Consider the following 23,200-nt stretch of genomic DNA (forward strand, 5'->3'; position numbering starts at 1 on the left):
CGGCCGAATGCGCCTAATTCGAGAATGCGACGCCCTTCAGGCGGATCATCCCGTCAGGATACGGCAGGAACCCCTTGACCTTCTTCTGCATCGCGAAGGGCCACGGCTGGAAGTACAGGAAGGCGTCGGGCATTTCCTTCTGGATAATGGCCTCGGCCTGCTCGTACAACGCCTTGCGCTTGGCTTCGTCCGGCACCCTGCGGGCTTCGTTCAGGAACTCGTCCACCTTCGGGTTGCAGTACTCGCCGTCGTTCAGCGCGCCCTTGCAGGTAATGAAGGGATAGACGTTGCCGTCCGGATCCGGGCGGCCCGACCAGCCACGCAGGGCAACCTCGAAGTTGCCGCCGCGCATCTGCGTGAGCAATGCCGCATAGTCGGTCGGACGCAGGCTCAGTTCGATACCCGCCTCGCGCGCCATGGCCTGCATCATCTCGGCAATAGCGGCCGTCGTGGTGTTATTGCCGAATGCCAGCTCCGCCTTCACCTGCGTCAGGCCGGCTTCCTTCAGCAGCGCCTTGGCCTTGGCCACGTCGCGCTTGGGCACGGGAAACTTGTCGCTGTGATAGGGGCTGGCCGGCGGGAACGCCTGGTTGGCCGGCTCGTAGATACCGCCGCCGATCACTTCGTTGATCGCGTCGCGATCGATCGACAGGCTCAGCGCCTGGCGCACGCGCTCGTCGCGGAACGGATTGGACTTGGCGCGATCGCCGTTGTTCTGGTTGAACACGATTTCCTGGAAACCCAGGCCGGCGATGGACGTGAAATGCAGGTTGGGGTCTTTCTTGACGTCCGGCGCGTCCGAAGGATTCAGGCGTTCCAGAATATCCAGTCCGCCGGAACGCAGGTTCTGCAGGCGCACCGTCGTATCGGGAATCGGCAGGAAGGTGATCTTGCTGAAGTGGTAGTCCTTGGCGTCGTAGTATTTGTCGAACTTCTGCAGCACGATCCGATCGTTCTGCACGCGTTCGACAAACTTGTAGGGCCCCGAACAGACCGGATTGCGGCCGACCGCGTTCGTATCCTTGTCATTGAAGATGGCCGGCGACAGCATCATCCCGGCGCGATCGGTCAGCTGGTACAGCAGCGTCGCATCCGGCTGCTTCAGCGTCAGGACCAGCGTCTGCGCGTCCGGCGCCTGCACGTCCTTCACGGATGCCAGTTCGCCTTTGCGGAAGCTGTCCGGCAGCGTGCGGGCACGGTCCAGGTTGGCCTTGGCGGCGGCGGCATCGAACTTCGTGCCGTCATGGAACAGCGCATCGCCGCGCAGCTTCATGGTCAACACGGTGTTATCGGCATTCCAGCTCCAGGACGTGGCCAGCTGGGGTACGACGTGCAGCTTGGGATCGATGTCCACCAGCTTGTCGCACAGCGACGTGAAAACGATGCGGCCCACGTAGGTACGGGCACGCGCCGGGTCCAGCACGTCCGGGTCTTCCTGCAGCCCGACGCGCAGTTCCTGCGCCACGGCCGAGCCGGCGGCCAGCGCCAGCAAGGCGGCGCCGATCGCGGAACCAAGTTTCTTCATTGCATTCCCCTTGTCAGTTGCGCTTGTACGCGATGTTGGATCAGAAGCCGACCGCCTGGCCGTCGCGACGGCTGTCGCTGGCCGCCACATAGCCCAGTTCGTTGTCGTTTTCGGACATGCGCCATATGAATTGCCCCGAACCGAAATCCATATAGGGATCGTTGACACTTTTCAGGGTATGGCCCAGGTTCTTCAGGCCTTCGACGGTGCTGGCGGGCATGGTGGATTCCAGATCGACCGTGAAATCGCGGTTGACCTTCCAGCGCGGTGCGTCGCACGCCGCCTGCGGGTTCTGATGATAGTCCAACATGCGCACGACGGTCTGCAAATGGCCCTGGGGCTGCATATCGCCGCCCATCACGCCGAAGCTCATGACCGGCTTGCCGCCGCGGGTCAGGAAGCCCGGGATGATGGTATGGAACGGCCGGTAGCCACCCTTGACCACGTTGACCGCCTTCGGGTCCATCGAGAAGCCGACACCGCGGTTCTGCAGGCTGATACCCGTGCCGGGAACCACGACGCCCGAGCCGAAGCCCATGTAGTTGGACATGATGAAGGAAATCATCATGCCGCTTTCGTCGGCGGCCGACATATAGATGGTGCCGCCCGCATGGGGACGCCCGGCCGCGAAGGCCGTGGCCTTGTCCATATCGATAAGCTTGGCGCGCGAGGCCAGGTAGGCATCGTCCAGCATCTGTTCCGGCGTGACGTCCATGCTGCGCGGATCGCCCACATACTTGTACAGGTCGGCGAAAGCCAGCTTCATGGCCTCGATCTGCAGGTGCTGCGACCGCACCGAGTCCAGCGGCAGGCCGGCGACGTCGAACTTGTCCAGGATGCCCAGCGCGATCAGCGCTGCGATGCCCTGACCGTTGGGCGGGATCTCGTGCACGTCGTAGCCGCGATAGGAACGCGAGATCGGCTTCACCCAATCGGGCTTGTAGTTGCGCAGGTCGTCGAGGGTCATCGCGCCGCCGCATTCCTTGCTGAAGGCGGCGATTTTCTCGGCGATGTCGCCTTCGTAGTAGTCGCGGCCCTTGCTGGCGGCGATCCGGCGCAGCGTCCAGGCGGCTTCCGGGATGCGGAAGTGCTCGCCCACCTGGGGCGCGCGCCCGTTGGGCATGAAGGCCTGGGCAAAGCCGGGCTGGTCCTTCAGGTCCGCCACGGCCGCGTTCCACTTGCGCCCGACAATGGGCGGCACGGCATAGCCGCGTTCGGCGATTTCGATCGCCGGGTCGAACAATTGCTCGAAGGGCAGCTTGCCGAATTTCTCGTGCAGCGCCGCCCAGCCCGCCACCGCGCCGGGCACGGTAACGCTGTCCCAGCCGCGCTTGGGCTGCTTGGCCAGGCCGTCGGTGCCCGTGCCGTACTTTTTCTTGAAGTACTCGACGCTCCAGGCGGCCGGCGCCACGCCGGAAGAGTTCAGGCCGTGCAGCTGTTTGCCGTCCCACACGATGGCGAAGCAGTCGCTGCCCAGGCCGCAGGATACCGGTTCGGTCAACGTAATCGTCGCCGCCGCCGCGATGGCGGCATCCACCGCGCTGCCACCCTTGAGCAGCATGCGCAGCCCGGCCTGGGCGGCCAGCGGATGGGAGGTGGAGACGAAGTTGCGGGCGAACTGCGGCGCGCGGATGGTGGGATAGGGATTTTCCCAGTCGAATGTCTTCATGGTGTCGGGCTCGAAGAGGACAGCAAGGCGGCGCTGAGGCCAAATCGTGGAAGGTACACGCGTGGTTTAATTAGATCAATTTGAATTTTTTTCTCGTCACAAAAGAATTTTTTATGGATGGCGCTTGGCCGCGCGAGGCCCGCCCGGCACCGCGTGCCGCCATCCGGACATTCCCTAGGTTATCGATGTGAGCACCGTCCGTTTCCTGCGAACTTTCCTGGCGGTCGCCCGCTACGGCTCCTTTTCGGAGGCCGCCGAACGCGTCGCCCTGACCCAGGCTGCTGTCAGCTTCCAGATGCGGGCCCTGGAAGAGGAGCTCGGCCGCGAGCTGTTCGACCGCAGCGGCCGCCTGGCCCTGCTGAATGCCGCCGGCCGCGAACTGCTGCCGGAGGTCAAGCAACTGCTGGACATGTATGACCGCATGCGGCTGCCGCAAAAGCCCGGCCCGGGCGAATTGGCGGGATCGGTGGCGTTCGGCGCCATTGTGTCGTGCATGGGAGCGCTTTCCAAGGTGGTGTCGCAGTTGAAGCGGCAGCATGACAGCCTGGACGTGCGGCTATTCACCGGCAAGTCGGGCGAACTGGCCAGCAAGGTGGAAAGCGGCGAACTGGACGCGGCATTGGTCGTGGAGTCCGGCCGGCGCATGGCCAGCATGCGCTGGACGCCGCTGCACGAAGAACCCCTGGTGGTGCTGGCATCCCCCACCGCCACCGGCAAGACGGTGCGCGAGGTGCTGGAGCACAATCCCTTCCTGCGCTTCGACCGCACGCAGCGCACCGGCCTGCAGATCGACCGGCTGCTGCGTCGCATGAACGTCCATGTGCACGATTTCCTGGAACTGAACGCCATCGAAACCGTGGTGGAGCTGGTGCGCCAGGAGGTCGGCGTCAGCCTGCTGCCGCTATTGATGTGGGCACAGTGGCGCACGGCGCCGGATCTGCGCGTATTGTCCCTGCCCGACGATATCGGGCCGGTGGTGCGCGCGGTGGGCATGATCGAACGCCGCGAGCATGCGCGACAGCACATCACGGCCTCGATCTTCAAGGAATACACGGCCCTGTACGAAACCCGCGACGGGAAACGCTAGGACGGGAATGGCGCGCGCCGGATGCGCCCGTGGCCGCGCCCGCGCACCGGATGGGTCGCGCTAGGCGCCCACCACCAGGTCCATGAACCGCGCCATCTGCACATCCAGCGAGGTCACGCCGCCCGTGTCATGCGTGGACAGCGTCACCTCGACCCGGTTGTAGAGGTTGAACCATTCCGGGTGATGGTCCATTTTTTCGGCCATCAGGCTGACTCGAGCCATGAAGCCGAACGCCGCGTTGAAATCGGCGAATACGAAAGTCTTGGCGATCGCGTCGCGGTCCGGGACGGCCGTCCAGCCGGACAATTCGCGCACGGCGCGCCCGGCGCCGATTCTATCGAGGTCACGCATGGGTGTTCTCCGTGGGGATAGGGGGCCGGCCCACCCCGCCACGGCCAGCGCCGCGCGTACGAGTCCGGCCGGCGATCACAACGCTTCGTTATCCGATTCGCCGGTGCGGATCCGGATGGCCTGCTCGACCGGCGTCACGAAAATCTTGCCGTCGCCGATCTTTCCGGTGCGCGAAGCCTTGACGATGGCTTCGATGGCATTGTCTACCATCTCTTCGGGCAGGACGACTTCGACGCGGATCTTGGGCAGGAAATCGACAACATATTCCGCGCCGCGATACAGCTCGGTGTGTCCCTTCTGGCGACCGAAGCCCTTGACCTCGGTCACGGTCAGGCCGCTGACGCCGACTTCGGCCAGGGCTTCGCGGACCTCGTCCAGCTTGAACGGTTTGATGATGGCGGTGACTTGTTTCACGTGCAGTCCTCAGTTCTATTTATATCGGAAGGGTTCGAGCAATTCGGAAGCGGCCAGGCCCGCGCCAGGCGGGCAAAGGGCGGCAGCGACGACGGGATCAAGTCGTTTCGCGGAAGCCGTTCGTGACAGGATAGCGCCAATCCCTGCCGAACGCCCGAGGGGTAATACGAGGTCCCGGCGGCGCCTGGCGGCGCTTGTATTCGTTGATCCGGATCAGGCGCACCACCTGCTCGACCGCGTCTTGCGGGAAACCCGCCGCGACGATATCGGCCGCCGATTGGTTGCGTTCCATGTAGCGTTCCATGATGCCGTCCAGGATGTCGTAAGGCGGCAGGCTGTCCTGGTCTTTCTGGTCGGGCCGCAGCTCGGCCGACGGCGGCCGGGTGATGATGCGCTCGGGAATGACTTCCTGCTGGCGGTTGCGCCAGGTGGCCAAGCGGTAAACCAGGGTCTTGGGCACATCCTTGATGACCGCGAAGCCGCCGGCCATGTCACCGTAGAGCGTGCAGTAGCCGGTGGTCATTTCCGACTTGTTGCCGGTAGTCAGCACCAGCCGGCCGGTTTTGTTGGACAGGGCCATCAGCAGCGTGCCGCGCGCGCGCGCCTGGATGTTTTCCTCGGTGGCATCCGGCGCCATGCCCGCGAAATGCGGCGCGAGCGCCGATTCGAAGCTATCCACCACCGGGCCGATGGCGATCACGTCGTAGCGCACACCCAGTCGCCGGGCCATGTCCGCCGCGTCCGTCTGCGAAATATCGGCCGTGTAGCGGGAAGGCATCATTACGGCGCGCACGTTGTCCGCGCCCAGGGCATCGACCGCGATGGCCAGCACCACGGCCGAGTCGATGCCGCCGGACAGCCCGATGATGGCGCCCGGGAAGCGGTTCTTGCCAAGATAGTCGCGCACGCCCAGCACCAGCGCCTTCCATACCTGCTCTTCCGTTTCGCTGACCGGCATGTCGGCCCGCGCATCGACCGGGGTGATAGCGCCGTCCGGCCCGACATCGACCGCGTGCACGCAGGCCTGGAATTCCGGCAGGCGCGCGCAGGCGCGCCCGTCCGCATCGACCACGAAAGAGGCGCCATCGAACACCAGTTCGTCCTGGCCCCCCACCATGTTCGCGTAGATCACCGGCCCGCCGCTCAGGCGGGCGCATTCGGCGGCCACTTCCAGGCGCTGGGCCTGCTTGCCCGTGTTGTAGGGCGAGGCGTTGGGCACCAGGAGGACCTGGCTGCCGGCCTCGCGCGCGGCCTTGGGGGGATGCTCGAACCAGATGTCCTCGCAGATCGCCACGCCGAAGCGCGTGCCCTTGACCTCGAAAGTAAACGGCTTGCCGCCGGAGGTGAAATAGCGCTGCTCGTCGAATACCGAATAATTGGGCAGCTCGCGCTTGTGGTAGGTGCCGAGTACCCGCCCCTCGAACAGCACCGAGGCCGCGTTGTACAGCACATGCCGGCCGTTGCGGTCGGCGAAGGCGTACGCCTTGGCGCCGCAGGTATCGCCGTCGACGTGCCCCACCACCACGTGCAGGCCCTTGAACTGCGCGAGATCGCGCCGCAATTCGTCCAGCTGCTGCTGTTGTTCGCAGACGAACTGCGGCCGCAGCAGCAGGTCTTCCGGCGGATAGCCGGTCAGCACGAGTTCCGGCGTGAGCAGTATGTCGGCGCCCATATCGTGGGCCTGGCGGGCCGCCTGCAGCACGCGCTCGGCATTGCCGCACAGGTCTCCGACACAAGAATTGATCTGGGCGATTGCGACACGGGGTGCGCTCATGGGAATACTTCCGTATAGGGGGTAACAGACACGCCGGCGAGACTGTCGGGACAGCCGGCAGGACCGTTTGAAGATGACCCGATTATCTCACCGCCGGCGAGGCATTGCCGGTTCGATTATCTCACCGCCCTTCACGACGGGCTCTATAATCCCCACCACTATGTCGACGCCCTCCTCCCCCTCGCAGAACCAGTTCGCCAACAAGGCCCAAGCCTGGTCCGCCCGCTTTTCCGAACCCGTCTCCGACCTGGTCAAGCGCTACACGGCCTCCGTGGATTTCGACCGCCGTCTCGCGCGCCACGATATCCAGGGGTCCCTCGCCCATGCGGACATGCTGGCCGCCCAGGGCATCATCTCCGACCAGGACAAGGCCGATATCGAACGCGGCATGGCACAGATCCTGGCGGAAATCGACGCCGGCACCTTCCAGTGGCTGCTCGACCTTGAAGACGTGCACCTGAACATCGAAAAGCGGCTGGTGGAACTGGTGGGCGATGCCGGCAAGCGGCTGCACACCGGCCGGTCGCGCAACGACCAGGTCGCCACGGATATCCGCCTGTGGCTGCGCGGGGAAATCGACCTCACGCTGGACCTGCTGCGCCAGTTGCGCCGCGCGCTGGCCACGGTCGCCGCGGAACATGCCGATACCATCATGCCGGGCTTCACGCACCTGCAGGTCGCCCAGCCCGTTACTTTCGGCCACCATCTGCTGGCCTATGCCGAAATGTTCGGGCGCGACGCCGAACGGCTGCAGGATTGCCGCCGCCGCGTGAACCGGCTGCCGCTGGGCGCCGCCGCCCTGGCCGGCACCAGCTTCCCCATCGACCGCGAACGCGTGGCCGCGACGCTGGGGTTCGAGGGTGTATGCCGGAATTCCCTGGACGCCGTATCCGATCGGGACTTCGCCATCGAGTTCTGCGCCGCCGCGGCGCTGGTCATGACGCACGTGTCGCGCCTGTCGGAAGAGCTTGTCCTGTGGATGAGCCCGCGCGTCGGCTTCATCGACCTGGCGGACCGCTTCTGCACCGGCAGCTCCATCATGCCGCAGAAGAAAAACCCCGATGTCCCGGAACTGGCCCGGGGCAAGACCGGCCGCGTCAACGGCCACCTGGTGGCCCTGCTGACGCTGATGAAAGGCCAGCCGCTGGCCTACAACAAAGACAACCAGGAAGACAAGGAAGGCCTGTTCGACACCGCGGACACGCTGCGCGACACGCTGACCATCTTTGCCGACATGGTGGGCGGGATCAAGGTCAAGGCCGACAACATGCGCGCCGCCGCCCTGCAGGGCTACGCCACCGCGACCGACCTGGCGGACTACCTGGTCAAGCGCGGCCTGCCGTTCCGCGATGCCCATGAAGTCGTCGCGCACGCCGTGCGCGATTGCGAACAGCGCGGTTGCGACCTGGCCGACCTGACGCTGGACGAATTGAAGGCCTATCACCCATCCATTGGGGATGACGTGCACCAGGTGCTGACCCTGGAAGGCTCGGTGGCGGCGCGCGACCATATCGGTGGCACGGCGCCCGCCCGCGTGCGCGAGGAAGCCCAGCGGATATTGGCTCAGACCTCGGCCTGAGACACACCGGCCTCGCCGCCAGGCGAGGCAGCCGCCCGCTCCATCGCTTCGCGCCGCTTTTCGGCCGCTTGGCGCTGCGCCTCTTCGATGGCGGCGGCATTCCCGGATTCGAAGACGGCAATCGACTCCACGTGCCCGGTATGCGGAAACATGTTGATCACGCCCGCGCTGAGCAGCTCGTAGCCGCCTTCGTGCACCAGGATGGCGGCATCGCGCGCCAGCGTAGCGGGATTGCACGACACATAAACGATGCGGCGCGGCCGCTCCGCGGCTGACAGCAGGGCCAGCGCCTGCGCGACCGCCTGCGCGCCCTCGCGCGGCGGATCGATCAGCATGCGATCGAAGTAACCCAGGCCGCGCAGCCAGCCCACATCGACCTCGAACAGATTCAGCGTGGCGAACGATGCGCGTTCGCCCAGCCCGTTGCGCGTGGCCGCCTCGTGCGCACGGTCGGTCAGCGCTTTGCTTCCTTCCACGCCCACGACTTCGCGCGCGCGCGTCGCCAGCGGAAGCGTGAAATTGCCCAGCCCGCAGAACAGATCGGCCACGCGCTCGTCCGCTTGCGCTTCCAGCAGGGACAAGGCACGGGAGACCAGCGTGCGATTGATGGCGTGATTCACCTGCGTGAAATCGGTCGGCTTGAACGGCATGCGCAATCCGAATTCCGGCAAGGTGTAGGCCAGCGTTTCGGCATGTTCGCGTTCCAGCGGGTGACAGGTGTCCGGCCCCTTGGGCTGCAACCACCATTGCACGCCGTTATCCGCGGCGAAGGCGCGCAGGATGCCGATATCGTCCTGCGTCAGCGGCAACAGATGGCGCAGGACCAGTACCGTGGCGACATCGCCCACCGCCACCTCGATCTGCGGCAAGCGATCGGGCGCCGACATGGCGCCGATCATCGCCCGCAGCGGCAGCAACAGCCGGGCAACGTGCGGCGGCAGGACATGGCATTCGCGCATATCGGCGACATAGCTGCTCTTGCGCTCGTGAAAGCCCACCAGCACGCCGCCTTTCTTCGGCACGACGCGCACGGAAAGCCGGGCGCGGAAGCGGTAGCCCCAGGTCGGCCCGTGCAGCGGCGGCAGGATGCGTTGCGGGCGCAGCTTGCCCACGTGCCAGAAGGTGTCTTCCAAGGAGCGCTGCTTGATCGCCACCTGCGCGGCGGGCTCCAGGTGCTGCATCGCACAGCCGCCGCATACGCCGAAATGCGCGCAGCGGGGCTGCACACGCTGCGACGACGGCCGCAGTACCTCGACAGTGCGGGCGATTTCATAGGACGGCTTGCGCCGCACGGTGTCGGCCGCCACGCGTTCGCCGGGCAGCGCGCCCTCGACGAAAACCACCTTGCCCTCGCGGCGGGCAATTCCCCTGGCTTCCAGGTCCAGGGATTCGATATTCAGAACTTCAGCCATCGGCAATCTCGAGAGAACAGCCCGGCATTGTAGAAGTTCTGGAAAAAAAACGTCCGCCGGATGGCGGACGTTCCCCTTGGGAGCGCGGTCAAGCCGCTTTTGGTATGGAAGAGCCGGGATCGGCGGCACCGCGACGTAGCGGTGGGTATACGGCCGGACCCGGTAAAACGGTCATGCGGAAGCGATACGGCCGCTTCAGAAAGTGCGCGAAATCGACGCCACCAGGCCCAGCCGGCCGGCGGGATGGTCGTACTTCGTGTTGTACCAGTTGTCCTTGGAGGCCCCGACGGCGGCAAGGCCGAAGACCCAGCCCTTGATGTCTTTGGTGACGCCCAGCTTGTAGTCCACGTAGTGGCCCAGGTCGTCGCCATTGGTATCGACCTGGTTCTTCAGCTTCTGGTAGCCGACGTGGCCGACCACGCCCCAGCCGTCACCCAGGTCGAAGGTCGCCGATCCGTCCAGGTACCAGGTACCTTTGGAATTCGGCGTGCTGAAGAAATCGCCGGGGGTGTACGAGTACTTCAAGGAATAGTTGCCGTAGGTGCCGGCGATATAGAGATCGGTGTTGTTGTAGTTGCCGCCCTTGGGCGAGTTCGAACCGGGGTAGTAATAGTGCAGCACGCCGACGTCGATGCCGAAGCCTTTGTAGACCTCGCCACGCCAACCGCCGTAGAAGTCCATTTCCAGGTTGCCCTCGGTGTATAGCGTGCTGGAGACATTCGAGTTCCAGTTGCCCAGGTAGAAACCCGATGAGTGCGTCAAATCCAATCCCAATTGCGCCGCGGGCCGGAAATCGGTCTGCGAGTAGCCACGGAAGCGGTAGTCATTGGTGATGGTGCCGTTGCCGCTGAGCGAAAATCCGCCGCCCAGATCGGTCGGGTCGGCGTTGGCAGCGGCGGCGAAACACGTGGCAAGAACGAGGGGGACTGCGCGCAACGTCTTCTTCATGGCAAGGATCCTGATGTCTATGATGCGTGTATGTGGACATGGCCGGCGGCCGAAGCCGCCGGTCATGGCGCAGCAGGAAATGACAGGTTTCGAAGCCGCCGCGGCGATCCGCCATTCGCATGACGGATAACCGCACCTCCCCGGCTTCATCCGCTTAAAAGCGAAATCCGTGCCAAGTTTTCACACCATGGAGAATAGGTAAACAGTCATGAAGGAGCCCGCACAAATGCGGCCCCTCGCAAGGAGCGGGATCCGGCGGGCCGCACCATCGCGGTGCCTGGGCGAGGCGCACACTGCACCGACAGGCCCCGGATTGGGGCGCAAACGAAACGCCCGGGTCCGTCAAATGACAATGACGAATCCGGGCGTAAGGCGCCAGGGGGCGCCGTGGGAGCGTCAGCGCGGCCGGTCCGGCGCGCGCTGGAGGTGCATCAGCTCGATGTAGCGGGAGCCTCCGGGGCCGGAGCGGGGCCGCGGCCGGCGCCGGGACGGCCGTCCTTGCGATGCTCCTGCATGCGTTCCTGCATGCGCGCCTGCATGCGGTCCTGGCGCTCCTTCACGAACTGGGTAACCTGCTGGCGTTGGCCGTCGTTCAGGCTATCCCACACGGCCAGCGATTTCTGCCGGACCTGGTCGCCCTGGGACTGCATTTGCTGCCTGGCCTGGGTCTGGGCGTCGGCCAGCGCGTGCGGATCCAGCTTGCCGGCCTTCAGTTGCTCGTCCAGCGTCGTGCGGCGGGTCCGGGCATTCTCCCGCATGGACTGGTGGAAAGCCTGCTGTGCCTGCTGGGCGGCGCTCAACAGGGATTGCTGGTTGGCATCCAGCTTCAGGGCCGCGATCTCCTTTTTGCCAATGGGGCCGACGCCGGGCAGCCAGATGGCGTCGCGCATTTCCTGCATGTGATGGAAACGGTGGCCGCCGGCATCCCTGCCCGCGTGAGCCGCCCCGGTTGGGGCGGCGGCAGAGGCGTCCGGCGCGGCCGAAACGGCCCCGGCGAACGTCCCGGCCGCGAGTGCAACGGTCAGGCTGGCAACGATGGGGCGAATGGCGAATCGGGACATGTGAGGTCTCCTGTGGGGTGAGAGTGCGAGACCATTGTCATGGGGGGCCGATTACGCGCCGGTTTCGCGCGGTGCCCTGCCTGTTTCAGTCGATTGCGCGACCGCGCGAAGAGCCGGGATTTCGACGTTCCGGCGGCGCGGACCCGGCGCCAGGCGGCCGGGTACGATCAATCCTGGTCCCACGCGGCCAGGTATTCCTTCCAGTGCGGCGCCGGACTGGCGGCCAGCGTTTCGCGCACCAGGTCGATTTCCTCTTGATAAGAGGCCGCGTCCAGTTCGCCGCGCAGGAAACGCCAGCGGCAATACACCAGCCACGTGTTGACCACATCCGTTTCGCAATAGGCGCGGACTTCGTCGGCCTTGCCCTGGTTCCAGGCGTCCCAGACCTTGCCGCCGTCCATGCCCAACTTGCCGGGAAACCCGCACAGCTTGGCCAATTGGTCCAGCGGCGCATTGGCGCGACCGTTGTACTTCGCCAGCACGTCCATCAGGTCGATGTGGCGGGTGTGGTAGCGGCCGATGTAGTTGTTGTACTTGAATTCCCGGTCATCCTCGCCCAGGTCCCAATAGCGGGGCGCGGTCACGCCATGGATCAGGCTGCGGTAATGCAATACCGGCAGGTCGAAGCCGGAGCCGTTCCAGCTGACCAGCTTGGGCGTATAGCGCTCGATCGTCTTGAAAAAGCCCGCCAGCAAGGCGGGTTCGGGATCGTCGGGATTGCCCAGCGTCTTTACCCGGAAGCCCTGGTCGTCGCGAAACACGCAGCCGATCACCGCCACGCGATGCAGGTGCAGCGGCAGGAAATCGCCGCCGGTGGCTTCGCGCCGCGCGGCGAAGGCGCGTTCGGCGACCTCGCTGTCGGACAGGTCGGCGCCCCACCCGTTCAGGCGGCGCAGGCCCGCCACGTCGGGCAGGGTTTCCAGATCGAAGACCAGGGTGGGGGTCATGATCAGCGCGGGGGCAGATATTGCAGCGGGTCGACCGGCGTACCCTGCCGCCGGACCTCGAAGTGCAGCCGCGGCGACGGCGCATCGGTCTGGCCGATTTCCGCGATCTTCGCGCCCTTCTTCACTTCCGCCCCGCTCTTGACCAGCAAAGCGCGGTTGTGCGCATAGGCGGTGATGAAGCCGTTGGTGTGCTGCACGATGATCAGGTTGCCCAGCCCGCGCACGCCGTTGCCGCTGTACATGACCTTGCCGTCCGCCGCCGCCACCACCGGATCGCCCGCGTTGCCGGCGATATCGATGCCCTTGGTGCTGTTGCTGAACGTGGCGATGATCTGCCCCTGGGCGGGCCAGCCCCAGTTGATCACCCCGGCATCCGCGGCGCGCGCCGGTTTGGGCGTTTCGACCGGCGTCGGCGTGGACGTCGCCGGCGGATTGTTGGCGGGCGGCTGCTGCGTCGGCTGGGCGGGTTGCTCGCCGGGCGGCGGCAGCGGCGTGGGTTCGATGCGGGTGTCGGACGGCTTGGCCGGCGTGGTGGGCGGGGTTTTGGTCCCCGCCGCGCCGCCAGCCGCGCCACCGGACGGGGCCGACAGCTTCAGGACCTGGCCGACTGCCAGATGGTTGGAATCCGCGATGTTGTTCCAACGCTTCAGGCTTTCGATATCGACGCCATTGGCGCGCGAGATCCCATACAGCGTATCGCCGGGCTTGACCACGTAGGTCGCGCCCGCAGCGGCGGGCGCCGTGGGCGCGGTCGAGGTATTCAGATCGACGACGGGCGCGCGCGTCGTGCGCGATGCGCAGCCCGCCAGGACGAGGCATAGAAGTCCCACGCAAAGCATGGCGCGGGACGAACGCGCGGTACGCGCGCCCATGAATTCGGTTCCGGTCAGCTGCAACTGCCCGTCGAGCATATGATTCTCCTGGTTGCTCACGATTGTATGCCGGCCCTTAGCGGGACAAAGCGAACGGCTTCGAGTTCCACGCGTTTCCAGCTGGACGCCCCGGTCCGCTCCACCAGCACCAGGCGCTGGTTGGAGCCCCCTTCGGGCGCGATCAGCCGGCCGCCCGGGGCCAGCTGCGACAGCAAAGCCTGCGGGATCGCCGCGCCGGCGGCGGCCACAACGATAGCATCGAACGGCGCCGTGTTCGGCAATCCCAGCATGCCGTCGCCGAAGCTCAGGCGCACACGGGTAGTAAGCCGCAACTGGCGCAGGTGGTCCCGGGCCAGTTCGTACAAGCCGCGTATGCGTTCGATCGCGTACACATCGCGAACGAACTGCGCCAGCACCGCGGACTGGTAGCCGCAGCCCGCGCCGACCTCCATGACCCGCGTGGGTTCGCGGCCTTCGCAAACGGCGGCGATCATGCGTGCCACCACCCATGGTTGCGAAATGGTCTGCGAATGCCCGATCGGCAGCGCCGCGTCTTCGTAGGCGCGGCTGGCGAGCGCCTGATCGACGAAAAGATGCCGCGGGACGGCTTCCATGGCGTTCAGCACGCGGTCGTCGGTAATACCCTGCGCGCGTAGCCGCTGCACCATCGCGCGCCGCAGGCGTTCGGAATTCAGGCCGAGATTGCTGGCGGCGTCCCGCGCCGCCGGTGCGGGCGCGTTGCGTTGGAGGGTGGCCGCCGAAATGCGCGTATTGCTGTTCGCCGGCGTATAGCCCGGCCCGAGGGTACCAGTGTGGTACGAGGGGCCGCGCGACCGCACGGGCGGACTCGCCGGCGGTATCGGCGCCGGGCCTACCCGTTTGCGCATAGAGGCCCCGCCCACGAACGCACTTCATCGAGCCGGCCCTGGTGCGTCAGGTCCAGCCGCAGCGGCGTGATCGATACCGCGCCGTCCGCCACCGCATGGAAATCGGTATCCGGGCCGGCATCCGCGGCCAGGCCGGCCGGACCGATCCAGTACACCGTATCGCCGTAGGGCGTGGTCGTCCGCACGACCGGTTCCGAAGGGTGGCGCTTGCCCAGGCGCGTCACGCGCATGCCGCGCATGGTCTGCAGCGCGCGATTGGGAATATTCACATTCAGCAGCACCGGCGCGGGCAGCGGACTGGCAATCTGGTGTTCGACCACGCGCCGCGCCATGGCGGCGGCGGCGTCCAGGTGCGCCCATCCTTTTTCATGCAGCGAAAAAGCGATGGACGGAATGCCGAACAGATAGCCTTCGATCGCGGCCGCGACCGTACCGGAATACAGTGTGTCGTCGCCCATGTTGGCGCCGTTATTGATACCCGACACGACGAGGTCGGGACGGCCGTCGACCAGCCCACCCGTCAGCGCGACGTGCACGCAATCGGAAGGCGTTCCGTTGACATAGAGAAAGCCATTGGCGGCCTCGCGCACGGACAACGGCCGGCTGAGCGTCAACGAATTGGACGCGCCGCTGTGATTGACCTCGGGCGCGACGACCGTCAGGTCGCCCAATCCGCGCAGGGCATCGACCAGCGCCTGCAAGCCGGGCGCCGAATAGCCATCATCGTTGGAAACCAGAATCCGCATTCTGCATCGAAAAGAAAATTATGGCGCGGGTCGCGTCGAATTGTACGCCACGGTAGAATCCGCCGCTGATTCCATCCCGTGGAAAGGTCCAATGCTGCACGCCACCCCCGCCATCGCCTTGAACGTCGGCCTGATCGTCCTGTCCTACCTGATAGGGTCGATTCCGTTCGCGGTGGTGGTCAGCAAGCTGATGGGCATACAGGATCCGCGGACCTACGGATCCGGCAATCCGGGTGCGACCAACGTGCTGCGTTCCGGCAACAAAAGCGCCGCGGCCCTGACGCTGCTGGGCGACGCGGCCAAGGGCTGGTTCGCGGTGTGGCTGGTCCAGCGCATCGGCGGCCCGGACGGCGTGACGTGGAATGTGGTTGCCCTTTCGGCCCTGGCGGTCTTCCTGGGCCATTTGTACCCGGTCTTTTTGAAATTCCGCGGCGGCAAGGGCGTGGCGACCGCCTTGGGCGTGCTGTTCGCGATATCGCCCTGGCTCGCGCTGGCAACGGCGGCCACGTGGGTCATCATCGCCGTCTTCTTTCGCTATTCTTCGCTGGCCGCCGTGGTGGCGGCGATCTTCGCGCCGCTGTACTACCTGTTCGGCTCCCGCCTTGCATGGTTCGCCCAGCCGCCCTTGCTGGCCGCCATTACCGTCATCAGCGTGCTGTTGATCCTGCGCCACCACGCAAACATCGGGCGGCTGCTCAAGGGCACGGAATCGCGCATCGGCCAGAAAAAGAAAGACTGACGGAAAAAGAACGTCGTCCCGGCAGGACACGCCGCCAGATCCCCCGATCGCCCGTGGCATGGCGACGGCGGATGGCGCGCCAGCGCCATCGACGCCGGGGCGGCGCGTTGCGCGCCGCGAACGGCCCCTCAAGCGGGCGCCCCTGACAACTCCTCGAGATCCCAGCGAGGCCGCACGGTGAAGGCGTGATTGTCGCGGTCCAGCACCGCCAGGCCGGCCTTTACCCGCTCGCCCGCCGCAAAGGCGATCATGGCGCCGTTGTCCGTGCACAGCGACAGGGGCGGGAAATAGGCCTGGGCCTTCATCCGGGGCAAGGATGCCGCCAGCCGTTCGCGCAGCGCCTTGTTGGCGCCCACGCCGCCCGCGACCACCAGGCGCCGCAGCCCGGTTTCCTTCAAGGCACGCGTCGCCTTGGCGGCCAGCACGTCCACGATGGCCGCCTGCGTGGCGGCGGCAAGATCCGCGATCGTCGCGGCATCCGGCGCGCCCTCTGCCCGCTCGATGGCCTTGACCCGCGTCAGCACTGCGGTTTTCAGGCCGCTGAAACTGAAATCCAGATCGCCGCTGTGCAGCATCGGGCGAGGCAACTCGAAGCGGGTCGGATCGCCCTGCTCGGCCACCCTGGCCAGCGCCGGCCCGCCCGGATACCCCAGGCCCAGCAGCTTGGCCGACTTGTCGAAGGCTTCGCCGGCCGCATCGTCCAGGGTTTCGCCCAATAAGGTATAGCGCCCGACCCCATCCACACGCATCAATTGCGTGTGCCCGCCGGAAACAAGCAAGGCCACGAAGGGAAATTCCGGGCGCGGATCCGCCAGCATCGGCGATAGCAGGTGGCCTTCCAGGTGATGAACCGCGATGGCCGGCAGATCGCGCGCCCAGGCGAATGCCTGCGCCACGCTGGCGCCCACCAGCAGCGCGCCGGCCAGGCCGGGGCCGGCGGTATAGGCGACCGCGTCGATATCGGCCACGGACAGGCCGGCTTCCCGCAATACCTGCCGGGTCAAGGGCACCACGCGCCGGACATGGTCGCGCGACGCCAGTTCGGGCACGACGCCGCCGTACTCCTGGTGCATGGCGATCTGCGTATGCAAGGCGTGCGCGAGCAGGCCACGTTCGGTGCATACGGCCGCGACGCCGGTCTCGTCGCAGGAACTTTCAAAGCCGAGGATGATCATGGGCGCCAGTTTACTGCGATGGGTACGCGGGCCTGGGCAGTTTCGCCGGCTCGCGCGGCGCCCTGCTCCGCCCCCGGGCGCGCCGCTTGCCGCCGCCGGCACGCTTTCGCCGGTACGGACGGCTTCCGGCCACGGGAAATGGTATTTTCCCGCCTTGGCCAATAACACCCGCGACAACGACGGGAGATGCCTGGGAGAGGCGCATGCTGCAACGACTATTTCGACTGAACGAACACGGCACCACCACCCGCGGGGAAGTCATCGCCGGACTGACGACCTTCCTGACGATGTCCTACATCATCTTCGTGAATCCGGACATTCTGTCGACGACGGGTATGGACCGCGATGCGGTGTTCGTGGCGACCTGCCTGGCCGCGGCGCTGGGTTCGCTGGTCATGGGGCTGCTGGCCAACTGGCCCATCGGCATGGCGCCCGGCATGGGCCTGAATGCCTTCTTCGCCTTCACCGTGGTCAAGGCCATGGGCTATTCCTGGCAACAGGCGCTGGGCGCGGTCTTCATTTCGGGCGTGATCTTCCTGCTGCTGACGGTCACCGGCGTGCGCGGCTGGCTGATCAAGGGCATTCCGCAATCGCTGCGCAGCGCGATCGCCGCCGGCATCGGCCTGTTCCTGGCCATCATCGCGCTGTCGAACGCCGGCATCGTCGTCGCCAACCCGGCCACCAAGGTCAGCCTGGGCGACCTGCGCACGCATGGGCCGCTGTTCGCCATCCTGGGCTTTTTCATCATCGCCGCGCTGGACGCGCTGCGCGTGCGCGGCGCCATCCTGATAGGCATCCTGGTGGTGACGGTGCTGTCGATGGCACTGGGCTACAACAGTTTCCACGGACTCTTCTCCTCGCCGCCCAGCCTGGCGCCGACCTTCCTGCAGCTGGATATCGCCGGCGCCCTGCACAGCGGCTTCTTCCACGTGATCCTGGTCTTCGTGCTGGTGGAAGTGTTCGACGCCACAGGCACGCTGATCGGCGTGGCGAAGCGGGCCGGCCTGATCCCGGAAGGCAAGCCCAACAATCTGGGCCGCGCGCTGTTCGCGGACAGCGCCGCCATCGTGGCCGGCTCGGCCCTGGGCACCAGCAGCACCACCGCCTATGTCGAAAGCGCCTCGGGTGTGCAGGCCGGCGGGCGCACCGGGCTGACCGCCGTCGTGGTGGGGCTGCTCTTCCTGGCGGCGCTGTTCATCTCGCCGCTGGCGGGATCGGTACCCGCCTACGCCACGGCCCCTGCCCTGCTCTACGTGGCCGGGCTGATGATGCGCGAACTGATAGAAGTCGACTGGAACGACGTGTCCGAGGCCACCCCGGCCGCCCTGACGGCGCTGGTCATGCCCTTCACCTATTCCGTGGCCAACGGCCTGGCCTTCGGCTTCATCAGCTACGTGGTCCTGAAGACGCTGACCGGCAAGGCCCGCGAGGTGCATGCGGCAACCTGGCTGGTGGCCGCGCTGTTCGTCATCCGCTTCGCGTTTTTCGCCGGATGACAGCCGCGCGGCGAGCCCACGGGAGGGCAATATCCCCGCGCGGTAAAATAGCGGGTTTTACAGACCCGCTGCTGGTGTTTTACAGAGCCGTATGACCTACGCCGCCAAGGAAATTTTCAAAACCCTGCAGGGCGAAGGGGCGCAGGCAGGGCGCGCCGCGGTGTTTTGCCGCTTTGCCGGCTGCAACCTGTGGTCCGGCCGCGAAAGCGACCGCGCCACCGCCGCCTGTACCTTTTGCGACACGGATTTCGTCGGCACCGATGGCCCCGGCGGCGGCAAGTTCGCCACCGCGGAACTGCTGGCCGACGCGCTCGCCGCGGAATGGGGCCCCGATACCGCCGGACGCTACGTGGTATTCACCGGTGGCGAACCCCTGCTGCAACTCGATCGCGCACTGGTGGATGCCGTGCACGCGCGCGGCTTCACCATCGCGATCGAAACCAACGGCACCATCGAGCCGCCGCAGGGTATCGACTGGATCTGCGTCAGCCCCAAGGGCAAGGCGCCGGTCGTGGTGCGCGCCGGCAATGAGTTGAAGCTCGTCTACCCGCAGGCCGAGGCCCGGCCCGAGGCTTTCGCCGGGCTGGCATTCGACCACTTTTTCCTGCAACCGATGGACGGGCCGGCGCGCGCGGCCAACACCCAGGCCATCGTCGAATACTGCATGCGCCATCCGCAATGGCGGTTGAGCCTGCAAACCCACAAATACATAGGCATTCCATGAGCACCCCCTCCCGCGCGCAGCCGGGCACGATTTCCGTCACACGCAGGCTGGAATTCGACGCCGGCCACCGCATTCCCGATCATCGCAGCCAGTGCCGCAACCTGCACGGCCATCGCTATGTGCTGGAAGTCACGCTGGAAGGCGAGATCATCGATGCGCCCGGCGCCTCGGATAACGGCATGGTGATGGACTTCTCCGACATCAAGGCGATCGCCAGCGAGCACCTGGTGGACCAATGGGACCACGCTTTCCTGGTGTATGCGGGAGATACCGCCGTGCGCGGATTCCTGGAAAGCCTGCCGGGCCACAAGACCATCGTGCTGGACCGCATTCCCACGGTCGAGAACCTGGCACGCATCGCCTTCGAGGTCCTGCGTCCGCACTATCATCGCCAGTTCGGCGGCGATCTGCGGCTGGCGCGCGTGCGGCTGTATGAAACGCCCAATTGCTGGGCGGACTGCGAAGGCTGATTCAGACGGCGGCTGCGCGGCATCTCCGGCCCCATCCCGGCCGCCGCGCGGATACCTTCATGCATCCGCCTCGCGATATTCCAGCAGATCGCCGGGTTGGCATTCCAGGGCGCGGCAGATCGCTTCCAGCGTGTCGAACCGAACGCCCCTGACCTTGCCCGACTTCAACAGCGATAGGTTCTGCTCGGTGATCCCGACCATCGCGGCCAGATCCTTCGATTTCATTTTGCGCTTGCTGAGCATTACGTCCAGCGTCACTACGATGGGCATCCCGGGTCCTGTCGCGTTGGAAGTTCGGTACTAAACGAATAGCTGGTTTTCCTGATAGACCTCGCAGGCCCGCTGCAGTATCCGCCCGATCACGGCGATACATGCCGCGACGAACAGCGCCACCAGCGCGGGCGTATCGAGGGACAGGCTGATCAAATGCTTGCCTGGCCCGTTGCGCAGCGTCACCCATAGGCTTAATACGGGCTCGGTCAAAAATTCCACCACGACCCAAAGAGCGATCGAGAAGCCGACCGTACCCAGCCTGCGCGCGGCTTCCATCGAGAAATACGCCCCGCGCGCATAGGCACGGAACAGCGCGCGCAGATGCGTCAATCCGCGCATCAGGACGAGCAGCGGCACGCTGGAGATCAGGATCGCCCCCAGCGTCTGCCATGCGGGAAACGCGGCGACATCCACGCCGTCGTGCTGCATCCAACGGTTGGTCAGGCCGAAACTGAATCCGTAGCCCTGCGCGCCGTAAGGCGGATAGATCCAGTTCACGATATTGAGTCCCAGCAAGGCGACCATCACCAACAACGTGACGGTCGCCATGCGCTGGCTGAAATTGGCAAGGCGATCGGCCGGCACCGCGCGCCTGGAAGCGGAAGGATAGGAAAGGGGCATAAGGACCTCGTGCGAAAGCCGTGGGTATTGTCCACTGGCGGTTCGAAAGCACGCCGCCGAGCGGCAACGTGCAGGCATCTTAGCAAGGAAATTATCGTAAAACAATAATTTCTTGCTATACAGCGATGACAGAACCCCCGCAGGCCGAGCTACCGGCTGCCGATCGCCACCCCGCCCAGCGCCGGATCCGACCAGCCGTCGGCGCCCGTTTCCACACGGCCGGCGCATCGCAGCGCATAGCCGGGCCGATCGTCCAGCCCCAGCGTGAAGTCATACCACTGGTGTGAATCGGCCAGTGTCCAGCGCCATTCGGCCTGCTGGCCGGCGGGCACCTCGCGGCGCCAGTCCGCCTTGGCGAAATAGGCGTTGTCGCTCACGGTGGCGGCCATGGCCTTCTGCCCGGGATTGCGCAGCGTCAGCACCAGCGCGCCTTCCTCCGGGGCGTACCGCGCCCGCACAACGGGCATAAGCCCGCGCGGGCCGGCCGCATACGTGAAGCGGCGATGAAAACCATTCGGTCCCAGGATCCACAGGTCATTGCCGCCATCCGGCGCGGCCGTCCAGCTGTCCTCCAGGACTTTGCCCGGCTCGACCGTAAACCGCCGGGGCAACGCGTCCAGGCGATGGATGTCGTAAACGTGGAAGACCGCGGCGCGCCGGCCCGTATTGGAAAAGATCAGGCGCACCCCCCCATGGGGGTCGCCGCTATCCGGCTCGTCGTCGACGTGCAGTTCATACGGCAAGGCGCGCGAACGCCGCGCGCCCCGGGCCTGTACCGGCAAGCCCGGGGCCGCGGGCGCCTCGGGCGCCGTCGTGCCGGGCAAGGCGCGGCTGCGCCGGTCCAGCGCCACGGTGTCCGGCAGATGAATCCGCGCGCCGCTGCCATTGGGCGTGGCGAAATCGAAGCAGGACATCAGGTCGCCGGCCACCGCCCGGCGCCATGGGCTGATGTTGGATTCGTCGACCCCGAAGCGCCTGGCGATGAAACGCAGCACCGACGTGTGATCGAAGACCTCGGAATTGACCCAGCCGCCGCGGCTCCACGGCGAAATCGCGTACATGGGCACGCGCGGCCCCATGCCGTAGGGGTGATGCCGATACGGCAGCGTGGCGTCGATACCGCCCACGTCGTCGCCCAGATAGTCGTCGGCGGCATCGACCGTGCTCGCGCCCTGCGGATCGCGCGCCGCCGCGCCGCCATCCGTACGGGCGTACGACGGCGGCGCGGGTGGCGGCATGTGATCGAAGAACCCGTCGTTCTCGTCGAAGTTCAGGATCAGCACCGTGCGGCTCCACACCCGCGGATTCGATGTCAAGGCATCCAGCACCTGGGCCGTGAAAGCCGCGCCCTGGGCCGGGCTGGACGGCTGCGGATGTTCCGACGCCGATGACGGCGCGCAGATCCACGATACCTGCGGCAAGCGATCCGCCATCACGTCCGCCTTCAGCATGGCGACATTGCGTGTGCGTATGCCTTTCTCGTACAGGGCACGTTCGCGCGCGGTGCGTTCCGGCGACACCGTCGGGACGCTGCGCGCGTGCGCCTGGCGAAATGCCTTGAAGCCGAACAGCGGGTTCAGCGCATAGAACTCGAACTCGTTGTCCTGATAGACCTGCCAGCTGACGCCGGCATCCTCCAGGCGTTCCGCGTAGGTCATCCAGGTATAGCCGTCCCGGTGCGGGCCGTTGCCCAGCTTGTTATAGCTGTTGTCCAGCGCGGGGCCGTTGTAGATACCGGGCTTCGCGGGATCGTCCTTGCCGTGGTTGGTGCCGGTGTAGATGAAGCAGCGGTTCGGATTCGTGCCGCCGGTCAGCGAACAATGATAGGCGTCGCACAGCGTAAACGCATTGGCCAGCGCGAACTGGAAAGGCATGTCGGCCTCGGTGTAGTACACCATCGAGGCGTTCTTCTTGAACTGCGGCCAATGGCTCATGCGGCCGCCGTCCCAGGCGTCCTGCGCGTCCGGGTATAGATGCGGAGTACCGGCCGTGCGCATCAGGCGAAAATCGACCGCCGTGTCGTTGTGCTGCGGCGCCAGGATGGACGGCAGGCCGGCGGGCTGACCATCATGGCGCTGGTACCAGACAGTCTTGCCTGTCATCCCCGGCGCATCGGGCACGGGGATGGGAAAGCGGTCGCCGAAGCCGCGCACGCCGGCCAGGGTGCCGAAATAATGATCGAAAGAGCGGTTCTCCTGCGTCAGCACCACGATGTGGGCGACGTCCTCCAGCGTGCCGGCGCGCCGGTCCGCGCCGATAGCCAGCGCCTTGCGGATCGCCGGCGGAAACATCGATAGCGCGGCGGCGGCGCCGGCGGTACGGGCGGATCTGCGGAAAAATTCGCGGCGGCGGATATCGGCGGTCATGTCGGGATGGCGAACGCGTTGGCGGTGGGATGCAGCACTGCACAGTATGCCTTCCCCCACGCCA

General features: G+C 66.0%; 22 protein-coding genes. 6 read left to right on the forward strand and 16 right to left on the reverse strand.

Annotation, left to right across the window (positions count from 1 at the left end):
* Positions 1-13: 13 nt before the first annotated feature.
* Positions 14-1,525: an ABC transporter substrate-binding protein gene (locus CAL28_RS16890; RefSeq protein WP_094842450.1), complete on the reverse strand. Its 1,512-nt coding sequence runs from the start codon at positions 1,523-1,525 to the stop codon at positions 14-16.
* Positions 1,526-1,565: 40 nt separating this feature from the next.
* Positions 1,566-3,194 (reverse strand): gamma-glutamyltransferase family protein, encoded by a 1,629-nt coding sequence (locus tag CAL28_RS16895; protein ID WP_094842451.1) that lies wholly within the window; start codon positions 3,192-3,194, stop codon positions 1,566-1,568.
* Positions 3,195-3,381: 187 nt separating this feature from the next.
* Between CAL28_RS16895 and CAL28_RS16900 the strand changes: the two genes are divergently transcribed.
* Positions 3,382-4,281 (forward strand): LysR family transcriptional regulator, encoded by a 900-nt coding sequence (locus CAL28_RS16900; protein WP_094842452.1) that lies wholly within the window; start codon positions 3,382-3,384, stop codon positions 4,279-4,281.
* Between the two features lie 60 nt (positions 4,282-4,341).
* Here CAL28_RS16900 and CAL28_RS16905 read toward each other — a convergent pair whose 3' ends face one another.
* The 3 genes from CAL28_RS16905 to CAL28_RS16915 form a co-directional block, all read right to left on the reverse strand.
* Positions 4,342-4,674 carry a 4a-hydroxytetrahydrobiopterin dehydratase gene (locus CAL28_RS16905; protein WP_440588391.1) on the reverse strand — a complete coding sequence of 111 codons (333 nt, stop codon included), beginning with the start codon at positions 4,672-4,674 and terminating at the stop codon, positions 4,342-4,344.
* Positions 4,675-4,707: 33 nt separating this feature from the next.
* Positions 4,708-5,046: a P-II family nitrogen regulator gene (locus CAL28_RS16910; protein WP_094842454.1), complete on the reverse strand. Its 339-nt coding sequence runs from the start codon at positions 5,044-5,046 to the stop codon at positions 4,708-4,710.
* 97 nt (positions 5,047-5,143) lie between these two features.
* Positions 5,144-6,820, reverse strand: coding sequence for an NAD+ synthase (locus CAL28_RS16915; protein WP_094842455.1), 1,677 nt, complete (start codon positions 6,818-6,820; stop codon positions 5,144-5,146).
* A 160-nt stretch (positions 6,821-6,980) separates the two neighbouring features.
* Between CAL28_RS16915 and argH the strand changes: the two genes are divergently transcribed.
* Positions 6,981-8,399: an argininosuccinate lyase gene (argH, locus tag CAL28_RS16920; RefSeq protein ID WP_094842456.1), complete on the forward strand. Its 1,419-nt coding sequence runs from the start codon at positions 6,981-6,983 to the stop codon at positions 8,397-8,399.
* On the opposite strand, the gene rlmD is transcribed toward argH, so the two are convergent.
* The 7 genes from rlmD to surE all read right to left on the reverse strand — a co-directional run bounded on the left by rlmD (position 8,384) and on the right by surE (position 15,272).
* Positions 8,384-9,811 (reverse strand): 23S rRNA (uracil(1939)-C(5))-methyltransferase RlmD, encoded by a 1,428-nt coding sequence (gene rlmD, locus CAL28_RS16925; RefSeq protein WP_094842457.1) that lies wholly within the window; start codon positions 9,809-9,811, stop codon positions 8,384-8,386. The two genes, argH and rlmD, sit on opposite strands and share 16 nt — an antisense overlap.
* Before the next feature lie 195 nt (positions 9,812-10,006).
* A complete protein-coding gene (locus CAL28_RS16930) occupies positions 10,007-10,759 on the reverse strand; it encodes a TorF family putative porin (RefSeq protein WP_094842458.1) in 753 nt (250 codons plus the stop codon).
* A 431-nt stretch (positions 10,760-11,190) separates the two neighbouring features.
* Positions 11,191-11,820 (reverse strand): hypothetical protein, encoded by a 630-nt coding sequence (locus CAL28_RS16935; RefSeq protein ID WP_254926154.1) that lies wholly within the window; start codon positions 11,818-11,820, stop codon positions 11,191-11,193.
* Between the two features lie 167 nt (positions 11,821-11,987).
* Positions 11,988-12,767, reverse strand: a complete 780-nt coding sequence (locus tag CAL28_RS16940; protein WP_094842459.1) for a 3'-5' exonuclease — start codon at positions 12,765-12,767, stop codon at positions 11,988-11,990.
* Between the two features lie 2 nt (positions 12,768-12,769).
* Positions 12,770-13,678, reverse strand: coding sequence for a peptidoglycan DD-metalloendopeptidase family protein (locus CAL28_RS16945; RefSeq protein ID WP_094842460.1), 909 nt, complete (start codon positions 13,676-13,678; stop codon positions 12,770-12,772).
* Positions 13,679-13,695: 17 nt separating this feature from the next.
* Entirely contained in the window at positions 13,696-14,526 is an 831-nt protein-coding gene (locus CAL28_RS16950; RefSeq protein WP_094842461.1) for a protein-L-isoaspartate(D-aspartate) O-methyltransferase, read from the reverse strand.
* On the reverse strand, positions 14,511-15,272 hold the full coding sequence (gene surE / locus CAL28_RS16955) for a 5'/3'-nucleotidase SurE (protein ID WP_094842462.1): 762 nt from the start codon (positions 15,270-15,272) through the stop codon (positions 14,511-14,513). Before surE ends, CAL28_RS16950 begins: the two co-directional genes overlap by 16 nt.
* 91 nt (positions 15,273-15,363) lie before the next feature.
* On the opposite strand from surE, the gene plsY reads away from it, so the two are divergent.
* Entirely contained in the window at positions 15,364-16,011 is a 648-nt protein-coding gene (gene plsY / locus CAL28_RS16960; RefSeq protein ID WP_094842463.1) for a glycerol-3-phosphate 1-O-acyltransferase PlsY, read from the forward strand.
* A 128-nt stretch (positions 16,012-16,139) separates the two neighbouring features.
* Here plsY and tsaD read toward each other — a convergent pair whose 3' ends face one another.
* A complete protein-coding gene (gene tsaD, locus CAL28_RS16965; RefSeq protein ID WP_094842464.1) occupies positions 16,140-17,186 on the reverse strand; it encodes a tRNA (adenosine(37)-N6)-threonylcarbamoyltransferase complex transferase subunit TsaD in 1,047 nt (348 codons plus the stop codon).
* A gap of 203 nt (positions 17,187-17,389) precedes the next feature.
* Between tsaD and CAL28_RS16970 the strand changes: the two genes are divergently transcribed.
* The 3 genes from CAL28_RS16970 (at position 17,390) to queD (ending at position 19,876) form a co-directional block, all read left to right on the forward strand.
* Entirely contained in the window at positions 17,390-18,682 is a 1,293-nt protein-coding gene (locus tag CAL28_RS16970; protein WP_094842465.1) for an NCS2 family permease, read from the forward strand.
* Positions 18,683-18,773: 91 nt separating this feature from the next.
* Entirely contained in the window at positions 18,774-19,406 is a 633-nt protein-coding gene (gene queE, locus CAL28_RS16975; RefSeq protein ID WP_094842466.1) for a 7-carboxy-7-deazaguanine synthase, read from the forward strand.
* On the forward strand, positions 19,403-19,876 hold the full coding sequence (gene queD, locus CAL28_RS16980) for a 6-carboxytetrahydropterin synthase QueD (protein ID WP_094842467.1): 474 nt from the start codon (positions 19,403-19,405) through the stop codon (positions 19,874-19,876). Before queE ends, queD begins: the two co-directional genes overlap by 4 nt.
* A 57-nt stretch (positions 19,877-19,933) precedes the next feature.
* Here queD and CAL28_RS16985 read toward each other — a convergent pair whose 3' ends face one another.
* From CAL28_RS16985 to CAL28_RS16995, 3 genes are all read right to left on the reverse strand, one after another.
* Positions 19,934-20,146: a helix-turn-helix domain-containing protein gene (locus CAL28_RS16985; protein ID WP_094842468.1), complete on the reverse strand. Its 213-nt coding sequence runs from the start codon at positions 20,144-20,146 to the stop codon at positions 19,934-19,936.
* A gap of 30 nt (positions 20,147-20,176) precedes the next feature.
* The gene (locus CAL28_RS16990; protein WP_440588392.1) at positions 20,177-20,770 is read right to left on the reverse strand and encodes a DUF2975 domain-containing protein; all 594 of its coding nucleotides are present in this window, start codon (positions 20,768-20,770) and stop codon (positions 20,177-20,179) included.
* Positions 20,771-20,919: 149 nt separating this feature from the next.
* A complete protein-coding gene (locus CAL28_RS16995) occupies positions 20,920-23,136 on the reverse strand; it encodes a phosphocholine-specific phospholipase C (protein WP_094842469.1) in 2,217 nt (738 codons plus the stop codon).
* Between the last annotated feature and the right edge of the window lie 64 nt (positions 23,137-23,200).

The sequence above is a fragment of the Bordetella genomosp. 11 genome (genome assembly GCF_002261215.1).
Classification (GTDB): Bacteria; Pseudomonadota; Gammaproteobacteria; order Burkholderiales; family Burkholderiaceae_B; genus Bordetella_C.